Genomic DNA, 14,900 nt, shown 5'->3' with positions numbered 1-14,900 from the left:
ATGCGCGCCGTCCTGTCGCTGCCCATCCTTGCCGTCGTGGCGCTCGCGCCCGCGGCCCTCGCCGGCCAGGAGCCCGCCCGCCGCCCCGAGTCGGAGCGGGTCTTCGTCAAGCGGGCCCCCGCCCCCGAGCAGGAGCTGATGGAGGCCCAGATCCAGGTCATCGCCACCCGCCGCGCGCGGGTCGGGATCTCCCTGGACCTCCGTCCCCGGGACGACGACTCGGTTGGCGCCCTCGTCCAGAGCGTCACCCCCAACGGCCCCGCCGCCCGGGCCGGGCTCCGCTCCGGCGACGTCATCACCAGCGTCAATCGGCAGAGTATCTCCATGCCGCTCAGCAGCCTCTCCCGGGACGTCTCCGCCTCGGGGCTCCGGCTGATTGAGCTGATGTCCGACTTCAAACCTGGCGACACCCTGGCGGTGGAATTCCGCCGTGGGCGGGACCGGCGCAACGCCGCGGTGGTCTGCGGCGAGGAGCCGGTCATCACCTGGCGCGGGCCCGACGGCAGCTTCGGCTTTTCCGTGGGCGAGGAGGAGAACCCGATGGCGGCCGAGGCGCTGCGACGGACCCTCGAATCCCCGTGGCGCATGCAGCCCGATGGTCCGCCCTTCCGCCCCGATTCCGTCCGGGTGGCCTCGCCCATGCGCATGCCGGCCCCGATGTACGTGCTCGGGACGCCGCTCGCCGACCTGGAGCTGGCGCCGATGAACCCGGAGCTGGGGCGGTACTTCGGGGTGGGGGAGGGGGTGCTCGTGGTGAACGTGCCGCAGGGCTCGCGGCTCGGCCTCAAGCCCGGCGACGTGGTGCTCTCGGTGGACGGGCGGGAGCCCGACGGCCCGTCCCACCTGGTGCGGATCCTCCGCAGCTACAACGGCCGCGAGTCCTTCACGCTGCAGGTCATCCGCATGCAGAAGCGGAAGACCATCACGGGGCAGGTGGCGGAGTAACCTCCCGCATCGCCTCCGCCGCCACGCGGTGGAGGTACCGCACGAACTCGTACAGGTAGTCCATCCCCGCCTGCCGCGCCTCGCTGTGCCACGGGTTCATGACCGTGGAGCGCAGCACGAACAGCCCCTCACGCGCATAGGCGTCCGGCCGGACCTCCAGCTCCCCCAGCAGGTGGGTGAGCGTGGCGCCGCGGTACTGCCGTTCCTCGAACCGGGTCCGCGACACGAAGAACGGCTGCGCCGCCGAGAGCCGGTGGTGCGAGCGCGAGCCGGGAATGCTCGCGGCATTGAAGATGAGCTCGTTGAGCCGGTTGATCGTGCCGAGCGCCACGGGCGCCGGGACCATCTGTCCGTCCCGCCACGCCATCGGCCGCGCCACGAAGCAGACCAGGTTGGTCTCCGGCTCCGCGATCGGGAAGAACGTGAACGGCGCCGGGGCGGCCGGCTCCGGGGCACGCTCCCGCTCGAACTTGAAGAACAGCTGGTGGTGCCGGGTGAGCAGGCGGGCCAGCCGGCGGGCGTTGAGCAGCGTCACCCGCACGATCTTCCCGTGCCCCTCGGCGGTGAGCGGGATGGTCCGGTGCGCCAGCCAGCACGAGAGCGCGGCGGCCCCGGGCTTCGATCCCTCCAGGATGAGCGGGCCCATCGAGGTCACCTGCAGCGGGTCGTCCACGGCGCCGACCCCCAGGTCGGCGTCGCCGAGGTACTGCGCGCGCTGGGTGATGAACTCCGTCACCCGGCAGTCGCGGAAGGCCACCACGCCGGCGGGGTAGGGGATGTAGCCCATCTTGTGCGGATCCACCGTGGTCGAGTCGCTGTCGGCCATGGCCAGGAAGGCGGCGTAGGTCTCCCGGTCGCTCCACCGGATCTCTTCCACCCGCCGATCCGGCTGCTCCAGTCCCACGTCCAGGTCGAACCGCTCCTCCAGCTGCAGCGCGGCGGCGTAGGCGTCGCAGACCGCCTCGAGGCCGGCGCCCGCCGGCGGCTGGGCCACCGACACGCCGCAGAACAGTGCCCGCAGGTAGCCGCCCCAGGCGGCGTCCACGTGCAGCCAGAACGACCGGTTGGCCTCGCGCTCCCAGGCGGCGCGGAGGTCCCGGATGCGGTGGATGGGGTCCACCGCTCCCTCCTCCGTGGTGCCCACGATCCCGATGACCGCCGCCACGTACTCCTCGGGGCGGAGCCCCGCGATCGCGGCGCGCAGGCCCTCCATGTCCATCTGGAACCGGTCGTTGACCGGGACCAGCCGGGCGGCGTCCTCGCCGTAGCCCAGGACGTTGCAGGCCTTGGCAATCGAGTAGTGCGCCGCCGCGGAGGCCAGCACCACCGGGCGGAGCCCGGTCTCCGCCAGGATCGGCCCGAGGCCCCGGCGCGCGAGATTGTAGCGGCTGCCGGCCACGGCCTCGTTGACCGCCGCCAGCGCCGCCACGGGGCTCAGGCCCCGCTCCCGCTCCAGCGCCGCCGCGAGCCCGCGCAGGATGCCGGTGGCGGTGTCGGGCGTGAGCGAGACCAGCGTACGGTCGTCCAGGCCGGTGACGGGCGCCTCGGTGCCGTTGGGGAGCCGGACCCGGAACCCGAGGCCCGATGCGCGGCAGTACTCCCGCGCGATGAGCGGCGCGAACTGCACCGCCCGCGCGGCCCACAGCGCCTCGATGTTGGCCAGCGTGCCGCCCGAGCAGATGTGCGCCCAGGAGCGCCGGGGATGGTAGCCGAGCATGCCGGCCACCATGCGGCCCACCTCGAGTTCCAGCGCCACCGTGATCGGGGCGGCCTCGCCGGTGACGTTGTTCGGGTTGTAGAGCAGCCCCGCGAAGTACCCCAGCACCGCCGGGAGGCTCTGCTCCGAGATCATGTGCGCGTTGTAGCGCGGGGAGTGCATCGGGAAGTGGTACTTGAGCTCGCTCAGGATGGCGTCGAGCTGGCCGGTCAGCGCGTCGAGCCACGACTCATGCTCGGGGCTGCGGCGCCGCAGCCGCCCCACGATCCAGGGATCGGCGGGGAAGTAGTTCCGCCGCCAGTGGATGTAGTCCTGGAAGATGTGGTCGAAGAGCTCGGTCCAGACCGGGGCGTTCTCCGCCCGGGGGCCGAGGAACCAGGCCGTGAGCGGGTAGGCGGCGTCCCCCTGCAGGTGGGGAGCGGTGTCGCCGGAGTGCGGGGTGGTCATGCAGGGAGCTTCGGCGCGGATCCCCGGCTTGGCAAGGGGCCGGGCCGCGATGTCCGACTCCACGGCCTCCCTACCGCCCCTTGAACAGCCGGTACCACTCCTCCCGTTCCTCCGGCGTGAACACCCCCAGTTCCTCGAAGATCTCGCGGGCAAACTCCAGGGCCCCGAGCCCGCTGGCGGTGATCAGGCCGCGGTCGCGCACCGCCAGCGATTCGACATACCCTTCCGCGCCGGCGTAGCCCGGCGCCTGCTCGGCGAGGTAGTCGGGGCCGTTGCTGGTGTGCTTCCGCCCGGCCAGGAACCCGCCCCGCGCCAGCGCCACCGTGGCCCCGCAGATGGCCGCGACCGGGGTCCTGGCCCGGATCAGCGTGGCGAGCAGGGCCTGCAGGTGCTCGTCGGGGGGCGCGGTCTCCCAGCGGTCGCCCCCGGGCAGGATGAGCAGCCGGACCTGCTCCGGGTCCACCTCGGCGATGTCCTCGTCGGGGAGGACGGTGAGCCCGCCCATGGAGACCACCGGCTCCCCGGTGAGGCCCAGGGTGAGCACCTGGTGGTGGCCGGAGCGGCGGAGCTCGGCGATCGCGAAGGCCGCCTCCCAGTCGGCAAAGCCATCGAAGACCAGCAGCGCGGGCATCGACCGCATCAGGCGCCCACCGGTTCCAGGGCGCGGATCTGGGCCGCCAGCCGAGCAAAGGTCGGCACGTCAAGGCTCTGGGCGCCATCGCTCAGGGCGTGGTCGGGGTCGGGGTGGACCTCGATGATCGCCCCCTGCGCGCCGGCGGCCAGCCCGGCCAGGGTGAGGGCCGGCACGATGCTGCGCACCCCCGCGGCATGGCTCGGATCGGCGAGCACCGGGAGGTGGGTGCGCTCCCGCACCAGCGCCACGGCGTTCAGGTCCAGGGTGTGCCGGGTGGCCCGCTCGAAGGTGCGGATGCCGCGCTCGCACAGCACCACGTTGGGGTTGCCATGGGACAGAATGTATTCGGCCGCATGCAGCCACTCCTCGAGCGTGGCGCCGCCCCCGCGCTTGAGCAGGATCGGCTTGCCGCTCCGCCCCGCGGCCCGCAGCAGCGCGAAGTTCTGCATGTTGCGCGCGCCGATCTGCAGCATGTCGGCGTAGCGTGCCACCAGTGGCACCTCCTCCCAGCTCATCACCTCGGTGACGACGGGCAGGCCGGAGCGCTCCCGCGCCTCGGCCAGGAACTTGAGCCCCTTCACGCCCAGTCCCTGGAAGTCATAGGGCGAGGTGCGCGGCTTGAAGGCGCCGCCGCGCAGCATGTCCGCGCCGGCCTGCGCCACCAGCTCGGCGGTGCGGAGGATCATCTCCTCGCCCTCGACGGAGCAGGGGCCGGCGATGAGCACCGGCCGGGCGCCGCCGATCTCCACCGCCCCGACCTTCACGATCGTCCCCTCGGGCTTCTGGCGCCGGTCGAACAGCGGCAGGTCGGGCTTGGGCCGCAGGTGGGGCGGGCGCGCGGCCACGGGGCCCACCACCGCGCCCTCCCCCTGCCACGCGGCGTAGCTCCCCAGGATCACGATCCGCGACGCCAGCGCCTCGATGGCCTCCAGCGCCTCCTGCAGCCGTGGCTCCAGCCGGCCCCCCTCGACATCGAAGTAGAAGCGGTAGGTCCACGGCGCGGAGCGCTCCGGCCGCGACTGCAGGCTGGTGAGGTTCACGCCCCGGCCGGCGAAGGCCTGCAGCACCGCCGCGAGCATCCCGGGGCGGTGATCGGTCCATACGATCAGCGAGGTCTTCTGCGGCAGCGTGCTGTCGGCCGGCTCGGGAGTGGACAGCTCGGCGCGGGTGAAGGTCAGGAACCGGGTCTGGTTGGTCGGGTCGTCCTCGATGCGCTCCTCGAACACCGACAGCCCGTAGGCGTCCGCGGCGTGGCGGGAGCAGATGGCGGCCTGGGTCGGGTCGCCCGCCCTGGCCACGATCTCCGCGCTCCCCGCGGTGTCCCAGGCATTCACCAGCGTGGCATTGGGCAGGTGGCGCGCCAGCCAGATGCGGCACTGGCCCAAGGCCACCGGGTGGGAGAGCACCCGGGTCACCTGCTCGAGCCGCGCCCCCGGGACACCCATGATGCTGTGGTGCACCGGGAGGAGGATCTCGCGGGAGAGCGTGAGGTCGCCCTCGCCGAAGGCCTCCTGCAGCAGGTCGTAGGTCGGGGTCACCGACCCGACCAGCGAGTTCTCGATGGCCAGGCAGCCCGCCTCGGCCTCGCCGGCCCGCACCGCGGCCACGGCATCACCGACCTCACGACAGCTGATGGTCTCCAGGTCCGGCCACTGCTGCCGGGCCGCCGCCTCGCTGAAGGCACCCCGGGTGCCCTGAATCGCCACGCGCATGTTCCACTCCACGGATGGACAAACAAAAACGCCCCGCCGGTCATCGGCGGGGCGTCGGGATCCGGGTGACAGGGAGCGTCAGGGCTTCCCCGCACCGGACGACGACGCGCCGCCGGGCGTGGTAAACGAGAAGAAGAAGCCGAATCGCTCAGTGCACCGCATGGACATACGGTACGATGCATACCCGAGGGGTGTCAAGGGCCGCGCCCGCCCGCTGGCCGTCGGGGTCACGTCCCCGGGTAGATTCTGCCCATGCACCCGCCGCTCCTTTCCTGCCCCATCATGGCCGACCTGGTGGCCCGGCACCGCCCGCCGGCGATCACGCCCCAGCCTCCCTTCCCGGCCCTGGTCGACGCCATCGTGTCGCAGCAGATCTCCGGCAAGGCGGCGGCGAGCATCCTGGCCCGGCTGGCGGAGCTGGTCCCGATCCGTCCGGCGGCCCTGGCCAGCGCCGACTTGCGGCGGCTGCGGCGCGCCGGCCTCTCCCGGGCGAAGGCGTCGTATGTGCGCGAGCTGGCGCGGTTCGCCGAGGCGGGTGGCCTGCGCGGACTCGGCCGCCTGTCCGATGCGGCGGTGATCGAGCGACTGGTGCAGGTGAAGGGCGTCGGGGTGTGGACCGCCGAGATGTTCCTGATCTTCTCGCTTGAGCGGCCGGACGTCTGGCCGGTCGGGGACGGCGGCATCCAGCGCGCCGCGGAGCGGCTGTATCGCGTCCGGGCGCGCTCGCGGCTGGAACGCCTGGGCGAGCGCTTCCGCCCCTACCGCACCAGCGCCGCCTGGTATCTCTGGCGGTCGCTGGAGGATCCGACGCCGGCCTGACCTACTGCGGCGGCCGACCGCCCGGCCCCCCTGGGCCCCCGGGCCCGCCGAAGCGGGGCAGGACCTTGGCCTCTTCGGGCAGCTGGGCCCACTGCTCGGCCGTCAGCACCGCCTTGGCGCGGTCGAGGATCCCCTGCGACATCTCCCGCCCGTGCTCCATCCGGCTGCGGATCATCGAGAAGAGCACCGCCCGGTCCGGGTCGCGCCCCATCCCTTCGATCTCCTTCTGGATGTCGGTGCCAAGCGTGTCGCGACGGGCCGCGAACTCCGTGCTCAGCCCCTGCAGCCTGGCCAGCTGGTCGTCGGTGAGCCGGAGCGCGATGTTGAGCGCGATGATCGGCTCGACCGGGTCACGGAGTGCCTGGGTGATCCGGCTCGCGAAGGTCGGCTGCGCCGCCGGCGCGGCCCCCGCGCCCGCCGCCCCAGCCGCGGCCTCGGGCGGGGGGCCACCGGCCGGCGGGCCGCCGAACCCGCCCGGCGGCGGGCCACCGAAGCCGCCTGGGCCGCCGGGACCGCCGGGACCGCCCGGGCCACCGGGCCCCCCGAAGCCACCCGGCCCCCCGCCGAACAGCGAGCTGCCACCGAGCGCCAGCCGCAGCTGCAGCCCGACCTGGAAGGGCTGCCGGAAGGTCTGGGTGCCGCGGATGTCGCCGAAGCGCTCGTTCACGTCGTAGACGAACTGCTGGGTGGCGGCGTCGAAGCCGCGGACCGTGAGCAGGGTCGGGTCGGGCCGCGAGAACTGCCCCCAGCCGTGCAGGTGGTCGTCGTCATGGAACAGCTGGTCCATCCCCGCCAGCAGGTTTGAGGTCAGCAGCGAGATGGTGAGCCGCTGGTCGAGGCCCAGCATGCTGGGCTTCCAGTTGAGCTGCAGGTCGAACGACGGCTGCCACGGGCCCCGGCAGCTGTTGCGGTCGGCGATGGACCCCAGCTGGCGGCGCAGGCAGTCGCGCGCGCCGGCGGGGGCCGCCGCGAGCAGCCGGTCCATGGCGGCGGCGAGCGCCGGGTCCGCGGTGGTCGCCGGGTCGAAGATGAACGCGCGGTCGTTGCGCGAGCCGTCACCGTTGAGGTCGCCCGCCGCGCCCGGGGTGTACGGGGTGCCCGAGGAGGCCCGGCCGATCGCGGTGATCTCGAAGCCCCGGGCCACCGGCACCGTCAGCGTGGTGACGATCGAATGCCGCCGGTCGAAGTCGCTCACGCTGCGCCCGCTGGCGTAGAGCTGGCGGCCCGCGGTCTGCGAGGCAAAGCCGCGCCCGCCGCCGAAGTCGCCCGACGACGACTCGTCGGTGGTGTGCGCCAGGGTGTAGGACCCGGAGAGGGTCACGCCCTTGCCGATGATGCCGCCGAAGGAGAACACCGCCTGCACCGACCGGGTGGTCAGGTCGGACACCGCGGCGAAGACCTGGCCGAAGCCCGGGTCGAGCCGGGAGGCGGTCAGCGTGGTCACCCCGCTCGCCGTGTCGAACGCGCTGGCCGGCACGAACACCTGGCGGCCGCCCTCGCCGGCCAGCGCGAACTGGCTGGCCCCGATGTTCCGGTCGCGGAAGCCCTGCTGGCTCACGCCGACGCCGGCGCTCAGGTCCACGCCATAGGTCAGGAGCCCGGCCCGTCGCTGCACGCCGAAGGAGCCGCGCCACACCCGTGGCGCCGTGAACCCGGGGGCAAAGGCGGTGATCGACGGGAGGTCGTCCCGGGGCCCCCCGGGGAGGCCACCCACGCAGGCGGTCGGGATCGCCGCCGGGTCGGCGGCCATCGCCGTCCAGTCGGGGATGGGCGCCGCGGCGCCGGCGCACACCAGCTGGGTCTGGCCGTTGCTCGTGCCGCTCGCGGCCTGGGCCGCCACCGCCAGCTGGGCGGGCACCGGGCTGCGGAATTCCCCGAAGCCGCCCCGCACGATCCAGCCGGGCGGCCCATCCGTCGAGGGGGGCGTCCAGGTGAACCCGAGCCGCGGGCTCAGGTGGGTCTCCCGTGGCAGCCGGTCGGTGCGCAGGCCGAAGAGGGAGTCCACCGTCGCGTTGTACGCGGGTGCATCCCCGAACCAGGAGTGCTCGCCGCGCACGCCGAAGGTGAGCTGCCAGGCCTGGTTCAGGCGCCAGGTGTCACCCAGGTAGGCGGCGGCGGTGGCACTGCGGCCGGTGCGCTGGTCGGCGCCGAGGGTCCGGGTGAAGAGCGACGGACGCCCCGCCTCGAGGTCGGCCAGCGTCTCGAAGGTGAAGGTGCCGAGCTGGTTGCTGGCGACCTCCTGGGTGGTGCGGGCCGTGGTGTAGAACAGCCCCAGCTTCACCCGGTGGCTCGCTTCCCCGGAGAGCCAGCTCAGCTCGTTGGTGGCCTCGAAGGCGCTGCTGTGGCCGCGCTGGGGAAAGCCCGGGTTGCCGCCGAAGGAGAGGCTCGAGGTGCTGAGGGTGCCGTCGTCGAGCGCGGAGCTGAGCTGTACCCGCCCCGCGGGGAGCTGCAGGTACGGTGCGCCGCGGTTGCGGCTGCCGGAGAGGTAGACCTTCGCCTCGTTGAGCAGGCTCTGCCCGAACCGCGAGCTGAGCTGCAGCATCCCGCCGCCGCTGCGGCTCGAGGTGCGGCCGCCGCTGGCCGGGGGCGCCAGCGGCGCCAGCCGCGCCGGGGCATCGCTGCTCTGGCGCCAGTCGCCGCGGAAGGTGAGCGTGTGCCGCTCGCCCAGCAGCAGGTCCAGCCGCCCGATGCCCGACCAGTCGGTGCCCGAGCGGTCGTCGGGCACGGCCCCGGTGGTGAAGGGGACGTTGAGCCCGCCGAGGATCGTGGTGTAGCGGTCGAGCGAGTCCTGCGCCACGCCGTATCGTTCGGCGCCGCCGTCCGCCAGGGTGAGCAGCGTGATCAGGTCGTTGCCGCGGTGCCGCACCTGCCCGGCCCCGAAGCCGAAGAGCCGGTTGGTGATGAGCGGGCCGCCCACCCCGAACGAGAGCTGCTGCTGGGCCTGGGGCTGGTTGGTGACGCTGTCGGGGATCACCGCGAGCGCCGGGTCGCGCAGGCTGCCGTTCACGGTGCCCTGGAAGATCCGCGTGCCGCTCCGGGTGGTGGACGCGATCAGGCCGCCGCTGAACTGGCCCCGCGACACGTCGTAGGTGTTGGTCACCACCCGGGTGCTCCGCACCGCGTCCTGCGGGATGCTCGAGGCGCCGAAGGTCAGGCCGTCGAGCGTGGTGCTGTTGGCGCTGCTGCGCTGGCCGGCCACGGAAAACGACGCGGCCGTGGAATCGGTCCCGGAGATGCTCACCACCCCGGCGGCCAGCGCGGCGATGGCGTTGAGGTCGCCGGCGTCGAGCGGGAGTCGCGCCAGCCGGTCGGGGGACTGCACCGTCTCGGTGGAGCCCGGCGTCGGCCGGGGGTCATTGAAATTCTGCCGCCGGCCGGAGACCACCAGCTCCTCCAGCGCCACCGCCTGCGGGACCAGCCGGAAGTCCGCGAAGAGGCGGTCGTCGTCGCCGGCCCGCTCCAGCTGTCGCCGGGCTGGCGCGTGCCCGATCTGCTTCACGAACAGCTGGTACCGCCCGCCCCCGTCCGGGAAGAGGATGCGGTACCGGCCGCGGCCATCCGTGCTGGCGCTCCGGGTATGCCCGGTTTCGAGGGAGACCGCCTCGATGGTGGCGCCAGTGAGCGGCGTGCCGGAGGTGTCGGTCACGGTGCCCGTGAGGATGTCGGTGGTGACCCCGACCTGGGCGGCCACCGGGGCGACCCGCCCGGCAAACAGGGGGAGGAGGCAGAAAAGGAGAATCCCGAGCCGCCGCATGCCGAAACCTCGATGGTGGTGGATTAGCTTCCTGCTGTTACGCACCGTCCGGCGCCCTTTGTTGGCTCGGGTCGCCGCCCCGCGCCCCCGGTCGCCCCTGCCTCGGATCCCATGGCCGCTTCCCCTCGGTTCGCCCCCCTCCTGGCCCTGCTGGCGGCCGCGCCGTGCGCGGCCCAGTCGCTGCCCATCTACCACTCCCTGAATCCCGCCGCGGAGTCCCGCAGCGGCCTGTACTTCCAGCCGCTGGTGGCTCCCACGGCGGGCTGGCGCTTCCAGGTGGGGGTGGACTACGCCAGCATGCTGGAGTTCGGCCTGCGGACCTCGGTGGCCGACACCTCGTACATGCTGGACGCCGAGGTGCTGCGGGTGAACCTGAGTGCCACGCACGATCTCGGGGACCGGAGCTTCCTCGTGGCCGAGCTGCCGCTGGGAGGAGCCTACCCCGGCGTCCTGGATGGATTCCTCGACTGGTATCACGGCATCTTCGGCATCTACTACCCGGAGCGGGATGCCCGCAGCCCCAATGACTTCGGCTACCGCTACCAGTTCCCCGACGGCCGGACGGTCAGGTTCCGCGCCCGAGGTGCCGCCCTGGGTGACGCCCGGATCGGGCTCGGGCTTAGGCACGGCACCCGGGCCCAGAGCGTGCTCTCCCTGACCCTGCCCACCAGCACGGCCGGGGCGGGCTTCCGGCGGGGCCAGCCCTCCCTGAGCCTCCTCAACACCTTCCGGGTGCCCCTGGCGCCGCGCCTGGTGTACGAGGGCTCGATCAACCTCGGGTACACCCCGCGGGACGGCCACCTCCGCGCCATCCAGCAGCGGCTCTTTTTCCTCGGCACCAGCGGCGCCCGGTGGCGCACCGTGGGAAGCCTCTGGAGCTTCGCGAACCTGTACCTGCACAGTCCCTACTACGAAGGCGCGGTGGCCCGGCAGCTGGATCGCTGGGACCTGACCATCGACTTCGGGTGGGTGATCCGTGGCAGGAGCGGGCGGGAGTTCCGCTTCGGGATGAGCGAGGACCTCTGGCCCAGCGGCCCGGCGATCGACGCGAACTTCCGGCTGGGGTATTCCTGGTAGGTGGTAAGGGCAGTGGAGGCGGTGGGGCGGCTCAGGCCGGGGGTGGCTCCATCGGCGTGACGAAGAGGAACTGTTCCATCTGCTTGAAGAGGAATTCCTTGGCCTGGGCATCGCGCACGTTCAGCGCGTAGTGGTTGATCAGCTGCTGCTGCAGCTTGAGCCAATCGCCCCAGCAGGGATTGCAGATGTGCTGGAAGACCCGCAGGCCGAGGTCGTTCTGGAACGGGCGGAAGGGCATCTGGTCGCGGGACTGGCCGCAGCGACCGCAGGCGATGGTCGGCATGGTGGTGCAAGTATAACGGGGGCGGCCACCCCCGGCCCGGAGATCAGTCGCCGCGGCGGAGCGCCTTGACGCCGCTGGCCGTGCCGAGCCCCGCGCCGATGCCGAACAGGGTGGTGGTGGCGGTGGTGACGAGGGGCAGGGCGGCAATCGGCCACGCGATCAGCGCCGCGCCGAGCCCGGCGAGCCACGGCGCCGCGGGCGACCGCACCGCGTCCACGAAGCGCAGCCGCCGCCGAACGAAGTCGCGCGCGACGAGAAAGCCGAAGAGCGTGGCGGCGGCGCTCACCGCGAAGTAGATGAACCCCATGGAGTCCGACCTTCCATACCTAGGGAGCTGAATCGACCGGCGTGTTGCAGTACGCAACAGGCACGTCGTTGGATTCAGGGCCGGGGACCGTCGTGTCCCCGGTCTCCGCCGGGGGGCATCCCCGGCGGCCCGGCCGGAATCCCCATCCGCTTCCAGCGTTGCTCCCACACCTGGCGCTGCGCCGGGGTGAGGATGGCGGCCACCTCCGCCGCCGAGCGGGCAGCCACCGCCTCCACCTGGGGCTCAATGGCGGCACGGACGCTGTCCAGGGCGGCGATGTGGCGCGGGAGCATCTCGCGGAGCTGTCGCTCCTGGTCGCCGGAGAGGTCGAGTTCCCGCCGGAGCCGGTCCACGATCATGCCCGCCATCCGGTCGCGCATCTCCGGCGACGGGACCGGGCCGCCGTGCTCACCACCGGGACCCCGGCGCATCGGGGGCCGGTGCATGTAGCGGTCGGTTGCCATGCCCACGGCGACCCCGCTGAGGAAGAGGGCCGCCAGGACGGCGGCGCCGATGAGTTTCTGTCGCATCCTACTGTTCTCCTTCCACGATCAGCCATCCCGCCGACTCGGCCACGGCGGACTCGAGCAGCGAGGCCGAGCCGCTGGTGCCTGCCAGGACGCCGGCGAAGGCGGTCTCGGCCGACGTGCTGGTCGAGGCGGGGAGCCGCCCCGAGCCGAGCAGGAAGACCGCTGCGAGCCCCGCGGCAATGGCCAGTGGGGCCACCACGCGACCGAGGTCGATGAGGTCGTCCCGCCAGGTGCGCGGGGGGGCGGGCGCCGGCTCCCGCGCGATCCGGGCGGCGATGCCGCGTGCCAGGCGCTCCTGGTCCGCGGCACCGAGCGTGGGCGTGGGGGCGGTGGCGAGGAGTTCGGCCCGCAGCGCGGCCTCCCGCGGATCAGTGTTCGTCATTGCTCTCCTCCAGTGTCCCGTGCCACGGCGCGAGCGCCTTGCGCAGGGTCTGCCGGGCCTGGTGCAGGTACCAGCGCACCGTCCCCGACGGCACGCCCAGGCTCTCCCCGATCTCTTCCGCGGTGAAGCCGTCCACGTCGTGCCACTGCACCGCCAGTCGCTGCTTCTCCGGGAGCTCCGCCAGGGTGCGGCGGAACTGCTCCCGGACCTCCCCGCGCGCGGTCTCCCCCAGGGGGGAGGGACCGCCGGCACTGGCATGCTCGGCCAGCGACTCGGTGGGTCTCCGGCCCTCGCGTCGCAGGTGACTCACGGCGGCGTTCGTGATGATCCGGTACAGCCAGGGGCCGAAGGGCCGCCCGACCTCGAAGCGGTCGATGGACCGGTACGCCGACATGAAGCCGTCCTGGACCAGGTCCTCGGCGTCCTGCCGGTTGCCCGAGACCCGGAACGCCACCGTATAGGCGCGCGGGAGGTAACGCCGGACCAGGCGGTCGTACGCCTCGCGGTCGCCGCCCTGGGCCAGCCGGATCAGGCTGGCGTCCTCCTCGGGGCCCGGCGCGACTGGGGTCATCGGGTCCTGCGGCTTGTGGACAGCGGTCATCGCCTCGGCCGGCGCGGGTACGTGCTCTGGAACATCTCCGTTACGTCGGCCCGGCCCGGAGTGTTGGGATGGTGCGCGGCCAACGGGCCGGCCGGAGCCGGCGTACCTCCCACGCACCTACACTGGAGGATTCCATGTTCGGCCTGACGTCGCCGGCGCGCCTCGCGCCAACACTCTTCTTTGCCTGCGGCCTGCTGGCCGCGCCGCTTGCGCACGAGGCCCAGGGTGGGCCGCCCCCGCGCCCGCGCCCCCGACCCGGTGGTGGTCGAGGGCCCGCCCGCCCCCGGGGAGTTCCGCGACCTCACCGGCATCACCGAGGAGCAGGCCACGCAGTACGGCGTGCTCTATGACAACCTGATGGCCGCCACCCGTGTCACCCGCGACAGCCTGCAGCAGTTCCGTGCGTCGATGCGTGGCGGGCGCGATCGTGCCGAGCGCGACTCCACGCCGTCCCGGGGGGACGGTCCCCGGGCGCTGGTCACCGGTCTGGAGCAGAAGCAGCGGGCCTTCGACGAGTCGCTGAAGGGGCTGCTCTCCAAGGAGCAGTACGCCAGGTACCAGGCGTGGCGGGCGGAGCGGCGTCACGACATGCGGGACCACCGGCGCGGCGAGGGCCCTCCGCACGGTCACCGCGGGATCTAGGCGGCCGGCCGGGGCGGCGTCACCAGCGGCAGGCGACGCTGCCCCAGGAGAACCCGGCCCCGAAGGCGGTCATGACCAGCAGGTCCCCGTCCTTCAGGCGGCCGCCGCGGACGCATTCGTCGAGCAGGATCGGAATGGTGGCGGCGGTGGTGTTGCCGTAGCGCTGGATGTTGTTGTAGACCTGGTCGTCGCGCAGCTTGAGCTCGCGCTGGACCAGCTCGGAGATGCGCAGGTTGGCCTGGTGGGGCAGCAGCAGGCTGAGGTCGGCCGGGCTGGCCCCCACCTTGGCCAGCACGGCGCGCACCGATTCCGGCATGCGGGTCACCGCATGCCGGAACACTTCCTTGCCATCCATCGAGAGGAAGTGCCGCCCCTGGTCAATGTGTTCGCGAGTGATCCGCGGGTGGTACATGCAGCCGGGCACGTCCACCCACAGCAGCTCGGCGTGGTCCCCGTCGCTGTGCAGGTCGAAGGCGAGCAGCCCCTGACCTTCGCGCTCGGCGGGGCCGAGCACCACGGCGCCGGCGCCATCGGCGAAGATCACCGCGGTGTTGCGGCCGTGTGTGCTCACGTCCATGGCGGTAGATTGGATCTCCGCGCCCACCACCAGGATGCGCCGGAAGAGCCCCACCCGGATCCAGGCGTCGGCCACCGACAGGCTGTAGATGAAGCCGCTGCAGGCCTGGTGGATGTCCATCGCGGGAATGGGCTGCACCCCGAGGAGCCGCTGCAGGAAGACGCCGTTGCCCGGGGCGTAGTGGTCGGGGGTGGAGGTGGCGTAGACGATCGCGTCGAGGTCCGTCGGCGCGAGGCCGGCCATCTCGAGCGCCCGCCGGCTGGCCTGCAGCGCCAGGTCGGCGCCGCTCTGGCCCTCCGCCACCCAGCGCCGTTCCTGGATGCCGGTACGGGTGCGGATCCACTCATCGGTGGTGTCCATGAGGACCGACAGGTCCGCGTTGGTGACGACGCGGTCCGGCACGGCGAAGCCGGTGCCGAGGATACGGCTGTGCTGCATGAGATTCCCCGGGGAGTGGACTGGCGAAGATAAGG

At 72.8% G+C, this 14,900-nt stretch carries 14 protein-coding genes; 4 read left to right on the top strand and 10 right to left on the bottom strand.

Translation table 11 applies throughout. The annotated features are described in order from the left end of the window. On the top strand, positions 1–945 hold the full coding sequence (locus IPJ95_04020) for a PDZ domain-containing protein (protein MBK7922785.1): 945 nt from the start codon (positions 1–3) through the stop codon (positions 943–945). Here the strand turns inward: IPJ95_04020 and IPJ95_04015 are convergent. From IPJ95_04015 to aroF, 3 genes are all read right to left on the bottom strand, one after another. Continuing rightward, complete coding sequence (locus IPJ95_04015; GenBank protein MBK7922784.1) at positions 923–3,109, bottom strand: hypothetical protein; 2,187 nt, start codon at positions 3,107–3,109, stop codon at positions 923–925. The genes IPJ95_04020 and IPJ95_04015 overlap by 23 nt on opposite strands. Before the next feature lie 70 nt (positions 3,110–3,179). Next, positions 3,180–3,749 carry a glutamine amidotransferase gene (locus IPJ95_04010; GenBank protein ID MBK7922783.1) on the bottom strand — a complete coding sequence of 190 codons (570 nt, stop codon included), beginning with the start codon at positions 3,747–3,749 and terminating at the stop codon, positions 3,180–3,182. Beyond that, positions 3,749–4,699, bottom strand: coding sequence for a 3-deoxy-7-phosphoheptulonate synthase (aroF, locus tag IPJ95_04005; protein ID MBK7922782.1), 951 nt, complete (start codon positions 4,697–4,699; stop codon positions 3,749–3,751). The genes IPJ95_04010 and aroF overlap by 1 nt, the downstream gene beginning before the upstream one ends. A 1,008-nt stretch (positions 4,700–5,707) precedes the next feature. Here aroF and IPJ95_04000 point away from each other — a divergent pair. Then, positions 5,708–6,274 (top strand): DNA-3-methyladenine glycosylase 2 family protein, encoded by a 567-nt coding sequence (locus tag IPJ95_04000; protein MBK7922781.1) that lies wholly within the window; start codon positions 5,708–5,710, stop codon positions 6,272–6,274. A gap of 1 nt (position 6,275) precedes the next feature. Here the strand turns inward: IPJ95_04000 and IPJ95_03995 are convergent, their stop codons facing one another. Further along, positions 6,276–10,028, bottom strand: a complete 3,753-nt coding sequence (locus IPJ95_03995; GenBank protein MBK7922780.1) for a TonB-dependent receptor — start codon at positions 10,026–10,028, stop codon at positions 6,276–6,278. A 111-nt stretch (positions 10,029–10,139) separates the two neighbouring features. Here IPJ95_03995 and IPJ95_03990 point away from each other — a divergent pair, with 111 nt between their 5' ends. Continuing rightward, the gene (locus tag IPJ95_03990; protein MBK7922779.1) at positions 10,140–11,105 is read left to right on the top strand and encodes a DUF3187 family protein; all 966 of its coding nucleotides are present in this window, start codon (positions 10,140–10,142) and stop codon (positions 11,103–11,105) included. Positions 11,106–11,136: 31 nt separating this feature from the next. Here the strand turns inward: IPJ95_03990 and IPJ95_03985 are convergent, their stop codons facing one another. The 5 genes from IPJ95_03985 to IPJ95_03965 form a co-directional block, all read right to left on the bottom strand. Next, positions 11,137–11,388 carry an oxidative damage protection protein gene (locus tag IPJ95_03985; protein MBK7922778.1) on the bottom strand — a complete coding sequence of 84 codons (252 nt, stop codon included), beginning with the start codon at positions 11,386–11,388 and terminating at the stop codon, positions 11,137–11,139. Between the two features lie 43 nt (positions 11,389–11,431). After that, on the bottom strand, positions 11,432–11,695 hold the full coding sequence (locus IPJ95_03980; protein MBK7922777.1) for a hypothetical protein: 264 nt from the start codon (positions 11,693–11,695) through the stop codon (positions 11,432–11,434). Between the two features lie 74 nt (positions 11,696–11,769). Then, positions 11,770–12,225 (bottom strand): hypothetical protein, encoded by a 456-nt coding sequence (locus tag IPJ95_03975; protein ID MBK7922776.1) that lies wholly within the window; start codon positions 12,223–12,225, stop codon positions 11,770–11,772. A gap of 1 nt (position 12,226) precedes the next feature. Then, entirely contained in the window at positions 12,227–12,607 is a 381-nt protein-coding gene (locus IPJ95_03970) for a hypothetical protein (protein MBK7922775.1), read from the bottom strand. Further along, complete coding sequence (locus IPJ95_03965) at positions 12,594–13,208, bottom strand: RNA polymerase sigma factor (protein ID MBK7922774.1); 615 nt, start codon at positions 13,206–13,208, stop codon at positions 12,594–12,596. The genes IPJ95_03970 and IPJ95_03965 overlap by 14 nt, the downstream gene beginning before the upstream one ends. Positions 13,209–13,433: 225 nt before the next feature. Between IPJ95_03965 and IPJ95_03960 the strand changes: the two genes are divergently transcribed. Beyond that, positions 13,434–13,850, top strand: a complete 417-nt coding sequence (locus IPJ95_03960) for a hypothetical protein (protein MBK7922773.1) — start codon at positions 13,434–13,436, stop codon at positions 13,848–13,850. Positions 13,851–13,869: 19 nt separating this feature from the next. Here the strand turns inward: IPJ95_03960 and IPJ95_03955 are convergent, their stop codons facing one another. Beyond that, positions 13,870–14,865, bottom strand: coding sequence for a ketoacyl-ACP synthase III (locus tag IPJ95_03955; GenBank protein MBK7922772.1), 996 nt, complete (start codon positions 14,863–14,865; stop codon positions 13,870–13,872). Positions 14,866–14,900 lie beyond the last annotated feature (35 nt).

It is taken from the genome of Gemmatimonadota bacterium (genome assembly GCA_016713785.1).
Lineage (GTDB): Bacteria > Gemmatimonadota > Gemmatimonadetes > Gemmatimonadales > GWC2-71-9 > JADJOM01.
Note: the sequence above shows the minus strand (reverse complement) of the source record. Positions and strands in the feature narration are given on the sequence as shown.

Bases quoted from the DNA above. Each gene is read 5' to 3' on its own strand.
- IPJ95_04020 (MBK7922785.1), top strand. From the start codon at position 1: ATGCGCGCCGTCCTGTCGCTGCCCATCCTTGCCGTCGTGGCGCTCGCG.
- IPJ95_04015 (MBK7922784.1), bottom strand. From the start codon at position 3,109: ATGACCACCCCGCACTCCGGCGACACCGCTCCCCACCTGCAGGGGGAC.
- IPJ95_04010 (MBK7922783.1), bottom strand. From the start codon at position 3,749: ATGCGGTCGATGCCCGCGCTGCTGGTCTTCGATGGCTTTGCCGACTGG.
- IPJ95_04000 (MBK7922781.1), top strand. From the start codon at position 5,708: ATGCACCCGCCGCTCCTTTCCTGCCCCATCATGGCCGACCTGGTGGCC.
- IPJ95_03995 (MBK7922780.1), bottom strand. From the start codon at position 10,028: ATGCGGCGGCTCGGGATTCTCCTTTTCTGCCTCCTCCCCCTGTTTGCC.
- IPJ95_03990 (MBK7922779.1), top strand. From the start codon at position 10,140: ATGGCCGCTTCCCCTCGGTTCGCCCCCCTCCTGGCCCTGCTGGCGGCC.
- IPJ95_03985 (MBK7922778.1), bottom strand. From the start codon at position 11,388: ATGCCGACCATCGCCTGCGGTCGCTGCGGCCAGTCCCGCGACCAGATG.
- IPJ95_03980 (MBK7922777.1), bottom strand. From the start codon at position 11,695: ATGGGGTTCATCTACTTCGCGGTGAGCGCCGCCGCCACGCTCTTCGGC.
- IPJ95_03975 (MBK7922776.1), bottom strand. From the start codon at position 12,225: ATGCGACAGAAACTCATCGGCGCCGCCGTCCTGGCGGCCCTCTTCCTC.
- IPJ95_03970 (MBK7922775.1), bottom strand. From the start codon at position 12,607: ATGACGAACACTGATCCGCGGGAGGCCGCGCTGCGGGCCGAACTCCTC.
- IPJ95_03965 (MBK7922774.1), bottom strand. From the start codon at position 13,208: ATGACCGCTGTCCACAAGCCGCAGGACCCGATGACCCCAGTCGCGCCG.
- IPJ95_03955 (MBK7922772.1), bottom strand. From the start codon at position 14,865: ATGCAGCACAGCCGTATCCTCGGCACCGGCTTCGCCGTGCCGGACCGC.